Source organism: Butyrivibrio sp. WCD2001 (assembly GCF_000424485.1).
Lineage (GTDB): Bacteria > Bacillota > Clostridia > Lachnospirales > Lachnospiraceae > Butyrivibrio.
Genome location: NZ_AUJZ01000042.1, coordinates 1 through 4680 on the forward strand (window position 1 = coordinate 1; position 4680 = coordinate 4680).

General features: G+C 38.5%; 6 protein-coding genes, 3 tRNA genes and 1 pseudogene. 9 read left to right on the plus strand and 1 reads right to left on the minus strand.

Annotated features, from left to right (window positions below):
• Positions 1 to 22: 22 nt before the first annotated feature.
• From G630_RS0117510 to G630_RS0117550, 9 genes are all read left to right on the plus strand, one after another.
• A tRNA-Glu gene (locus G630_RS0117510) sits at positions 23 to 94 on the plus strand.
• 7 nt (positions 95 to 101) lie between these two features.
• Positions 102 to 175 (plus strand) — tRNA-Ile (locus G630_RS0117515).
• A 41-nt stretch (positions 176 to 216) separates the two neighbouring features.
• Positions 217 to 302, plus strand: a tRNA-Leu gene (locus G630_RS0117520).
• A 95-nt stretch (positions 303 to 397) separates the two neighbouring features.
• The gene (locus tag G630_RS0117525) at positions 398 to 595 is read left to right on the plus strand and encodes a hypothetical protein (protein ID WP_242829963.1); all 198 of its coding nucleotides are present in this window, start codon (positions 398 to 400) and stop codon (positions 593 to 595) included.
• Positions 588 to 1184 carry a zeta toxin family protein gene (locus tag G630_RS0117530; RefSeq protein ID WP_026499343.1) on the plus strand — a complete coding sequence of 199 codons (597 nt, stop codon included), beginning with the start codon at positions 588 to 590 and terminating at the stop codon, positions 1182 to 1184. The genes G630_RS0117525 and G630_RS0117530 overlap by 8 nt, the downstream gene beginning before the upstream one ends.
• A 224-nt stretch (positions 1185 to 1408) precedes the next feature.
• Positions 1409 to 1801, plus strand: coding sequence for a nucleotidyltransferase domain-containing protein (locus G630_RS0117535; protein ID WP_026499344.1), 393 nt, complete (start codon positions 1409 to 1411; stop codon positions 1799 to 1801).
• Positions 1801 to 1968 carry a HEPN domain-containing protein gene (locus G630_RS24455; protein ID WP_081668043.1) on the plus strand — a complete coding sequence of 56 codons (168 nt, stop codon included), beginning with the start codon at positions 1801 to 1803 and terminating at the stop codon, positions 1966 to 1968. The genes G630_RS0117535 and G630_RS24455 overlap by 1 nt, the downstream gene beginning before the upstream one ends.
• A 265-nt stretch (positions 1969 to 2233) precedes the next feature.
• Entirely contained in the window at positions 2234 to 3781 is a 1548-nt protein-coding gene (locus G630_RS22615) for a TOTE conflict system archaeo-eukaryotic primase domain-containing protein (RefSeq protein ID WP_049946289.1), read from the plus strand.
• A gap of 32 nt (positions 3782 to 3813) precedes the next feature.
• The gene (locus tag G630_RS0117550) at positions 3814 to 4362 is read left to right on the plus strand and encodes a phosphotransferase (RefSeq protein WP_026499345.1); all 549 of its coding nucleotides are present in this window, start codon (positions 3814 to 3816) and stop codon (positions 4360 to 4362) included.
• A gap of 136 nt (positions 4363 to 4498) precedes the next feature.
• Here the strand turns inward: G630_RS0117550 and G630_RS25180 are convergent.
• Positions 4499 to 4680 (minus strand): annotated as a pseudogene (locus tag G630_RS25180) (ExeA family protein); the annotation flags it as partial.

Below are 4680 nucleotides of genomic sequence, written 5' to 3' on the forward strand. Positions count from 1 at the left end.
ATAACCTGTAATACAGGAACACGGCTCCGTGGTCAAGTGGTTAAGACATCGCCCTTTCACGGCGGTAACACGAGTTCGAGCCTCGTCGGAGTCATCAATAAGGAGCTTTAGCTCAGTTGGTTAGAGCAACCGGCTCATAACCGGTCGGTCCTGGGTTCGAGTCCCCGAAGCTCCATTTAAGAAGTCGCTATAATAGCGACTTTTTGTCAATAAAATGCCGGCGTGGCGGAACTGGCAGACGCCCGGGACTTAAAATCCCGTGGGTAGCGATACCCGTACCGGTTCGATCCCGGTCGCCGGCAGTAAGAGAGAAGCGTAAGAGCTTCTCTTTTTTTTGCTGTATCAGTAAGGTATAATATAGCTAACGATTGAAGCTATAAATGAGGTGCAAGCTTTTATGAGTGATATAAAAGATAAAAATGAATTGGATTATACATGTGGAATTTCTGATGATGAACTAACTCAGAGATTTATTGAATCTGTTCGCATTGATGAAGAGATTAGAAAGATAAAAGGACTTCCTACATCAGGATATGATGCTGAGCTAAAGAAGGCATATTTACTTTATCCGGATGGGAGGAAAGAATATGTCTGACCAGGAGAAAATTATGCTTCCTGAAGTCATGGTTTTTGCTGGGCCTAATGGAAGTGGAAAATCCACAATCACAAGGATGGCAAAAACTGTTGGCATATATATCAATGCTGATGATATCAAGAAGTCTAGTCTGTGTACTGATATGGAAGCAGCTATTAAAGCTGAAGAACTAAGGGAAAAAGCCCTTTCTGACAAAATAGATTTCACATTTGAGACTGTATTGTCGACTGAAAGAAATCTAAATCTTCTGAAAAGAGCCAAGGAAGATGACTATTTTATTAGAGGAATCTATGTTCTAACAGCATCTTCGGAAATCAACATAGCCAGAGTGAAGGTAAGAGAGGCATCTGGTGGACATGGAGTCCCAGAAGATAAAATTAGATCCAGATACGACAAGGCTTTGGCTCTTGTTCCAGAACTGGTGCAGATATGTGATATCCTACATATTTATGACAATTCAGAAAAACCGTTTAGGATCTTTAAGAAGCGAAAAGATGTTTATTACCGATGGGAGAACGCATTTTGGGATGCGGAGGCTATAGAGGCACTCACCGGAATAAGTGATTATTCGCATTATCCAAAAGCATAAATTCTTTACCAAGTTGATGCAGAAACAAGGTTCAAAAGTGGGTTCAGAAAACAAAGTGAAACCGCCAGCCTCCTTTCTATCAGTGTTTGCAAGACGCAGGAAAGTTCGATCCCGGTCGCCGGCAGTAAGAGAGAAGCGTAAGATGCTTCTCTTTTTTTTACGATGTTTGTAAGGTATAATAAGGCTATAAATCATAGTTATTGATGGATAGGTGGTGATCATTTATGTGCAAACTTATCAAAGTTAATACAAATTATGATTCATCCGTAATGGTTGCGGATTATAAAGCTGAGATTATCAGGCACATCATTAGTACAGCAAAAAAGTGCCCGGATATTGATGCTATTATGCTGTTTGGATCCGTGTTGGAAGAGAGATGTAAAGAAAAATCTGACATAGATATTGTTATCATCAGTAAGAAAACAGTCAATGCGCTTAGTGATAGAAAATCCTTTAACGAATTTATGAAGGACTTGTATCTTTTGGATTTTGCCCAGGAATATGATTTCCTATATTTTAAATCTATTGATGAAATTTATCAGAAAAAAGAAAAAGCTCCTATCTGCAAGGAATTAGCGGAGAAGGGACAGATTATTTATAAAAGGCAGGCTGCGTAATGGGGAATACTTTGTTATCAATTGCAAAAGCTGATATAAAAACTGCTAAGAACCTTGTTAACAGTGATGATAAGTATCAAAAGCATCAGGCTGCCTATTTGACTCAGCAGGGTGTAGAGAAAACTTTAAAGTATGCTATTTCTCTAAAAACGGGAGGACAGCCTTGATGACATGATATTACAAAACTTGTAATTTTAGCCCAACAAAATGGCGTTGATGTACCTGATTTTATTTGTAAAAAGGCTAAGATGATTACATCCTGGGAAGTGGTGTCCAGATATTATCCAACAAGCGTTATCAGGAGAGATACTATAGCACATGTCATTAGGGTCGCTGATGAATGGCAAAAGAAATTAAAATGATATTTTGTGGGTATGGCTTATGCCGTACCCATTTTTGACAAATGGAAGGATATTTGAAGAGATAACGTATATGAACGAAGATCAATATATTTCACGAATCAATCAACTTGAAAAAGAGATAGATTATTTGCATAGTTTGCTCGATGAGGTTGGTATTACTTATAGAAAAGAAGCAAAGAATATTGAAGATCTATCTCCGGATAAGAACATTCTATTTGACGATAATCAAGGAGCAAGAATCAGCCCTTTGGAAATAACCAAGCATCGAATTAAATTCTTCCGCAACTTGTTTAACGGACGAAGTGATGTTTATTGTTTGCGTTATGGAAAAGTCAATAAGAAAACGGGTAAGCATAGCTATTATACTCAGTGTTGGTATTTCTGGAAGGATGGATTATGCCCAAAGAGGAATAATCCAAAGTTTTCATGTGGTGAATGTAAAAACCCGAATTATAAGGAATTGACTGATGAAGTAGTGTATGAGCATCTGAGAGGAAAGAAGGAAGATGCATCGGATGTATTAGGAGTATACCCGCTACTTCTTGATGAAACTATAAACTTTCTTGTGTTTGACTTTGATTGTCATAATGATGATGTTTGTGGTGATGATTGGGCAAATCCTGATTCTGAATGGATGATTGAAGTAAACACATTTAGGAAGATATGTGAAGACAATGACGTGCCGATTTTAGTTGAGCGCTCAAGATCTGGCAAGGGAGCCCATTTTTGGATATTCTTTGAAAAGCCGATATTGGCATCTACAGCAAGAAGATTTGGAACTGCTTTGCTAACCAAAGGTGCCGAATCTGTTAATATGAAAAAATTCACATATTACGACAGAATGCTCCCAGCTCAGGACCATATTCCGATTAATGCAAAGACTGGGAGATCTGGATTAGGAAATCTGATAGCGCTGCCATTACAGGGACTGGCTTTACAGGCGGGGAATAGTGCTTTCATAGATGAAAACTGGAATGCATATCCTGATCAATGGGAGTGCCTCAAGAATGTTAAAAGAATCTCTAAAGAGATTGTTGAAGAAAAGATAAAGGCCTGGGGAGCAGATGGCTTATTAGGGGGCCTATGTAATGATTTTGATGAAGATGCAGATGATACCATGGCGAGAAAACAGAAGCCTTGGGAAAAAGTGAAACTTTCTTTTTGTAAGGAAGATGCACCTTCCGTAGTAGAAATCATCATTTCTGATAAGATATACATTAATTCAAAAGGAATGCAATATAAAATGCAGAATGCTATAAGGAGAATGGCTGCATTTAGCAATTCGGAGTTCTATAAGACTGCAGGTATGGGCTTTTCAACGCAAGGTATGTCTAGAATCATTTCTTGTGGTTATGATGATGGAGATTATATTTGTATTCCGAGAGCTCTTTTTGATTCACTAATTGAAAAATTAAATGCATCTGGAATTCCATTTTCTCTTACTGATAACAGATGTAAGGGAACTCCTTTAGATGTTTCTTTCAATGGTGCTTTATATAACAAAGTATTTATTATGAGTGGTGAACATGGGTTGTATGAGAAATACGGATTTGAGAAGCTCGGAGATTTTGAAACGATTTATGGTGAAACGGATCAGCTGTTTGAGAAGGTGCTCTAAAAAGAGCTGAAGCATTACGGGAGCGGATTTTAATGGCAATTGAAAAGAGTGTTTTTAATCAGGGTAAGATGCAGATGTTCTTGCTACAGGAATATGGCCTCCATTTGACTGAGAGTCAGCATCTTTCTATGGGGACGGCGAATTGTTATAAGGTTAGTTGTAAGGAAGGGAATTATTTTTTTAAAGAATATCAGAAAGAGTATACTTTACAAACTGTAGAAAGAGAAACAGAGCTTGTAGATTACTTGTATTCAAAAGGATTTCCGGTTGCAAGGTTTATAAAGACTATAAGTGGAAATAGTTGCACTTTATTTAAAGGACATGTGATTAGCCTGCAGGAATACCTGGAAGGGAAATCATACCTGAACGATTTGCCACATAATCTTCTGAAGGATAGTGCAAAATATCTGGGGATATTACATTCCATACTCAAGGATTATCCAATGGAATCAAGCCTTGACGAAAAATGGGCCGCGAGTATCTCAGTGGAAGCGGTAAATAAGAAATATGACAGGCTGCTTGAGGCTTTGGAAAGAGAGAATAAGGATCCTAATTACAGTGTTGTCCGGCACATTAAATGAGTCCTCAATCTTCACTTTAAATGAGGCTGCATAGGGTGTCAGACAAAGGGTTCAGTCAGATTGTTTGACACCTGATTTTCAGATTATATAAATGAAATCATCCCTCACGCACTTTAAATGAGTGAGGGATGTAATCCTAACCAAGTTCGCAGTCATTGACTGCCTGCATGACGATGTCGGTTGTAATGAGATCAGCTTTGGCGCTGTCACCTATAAGGAGGCTGGCGTTACAGTACTTGTTTATGAGACGCGGAGTTCCATCAGCTGCGTTGAGTATTGCTTCTATTGCTGCATCATCAAAGATGGTCTGATTACAGC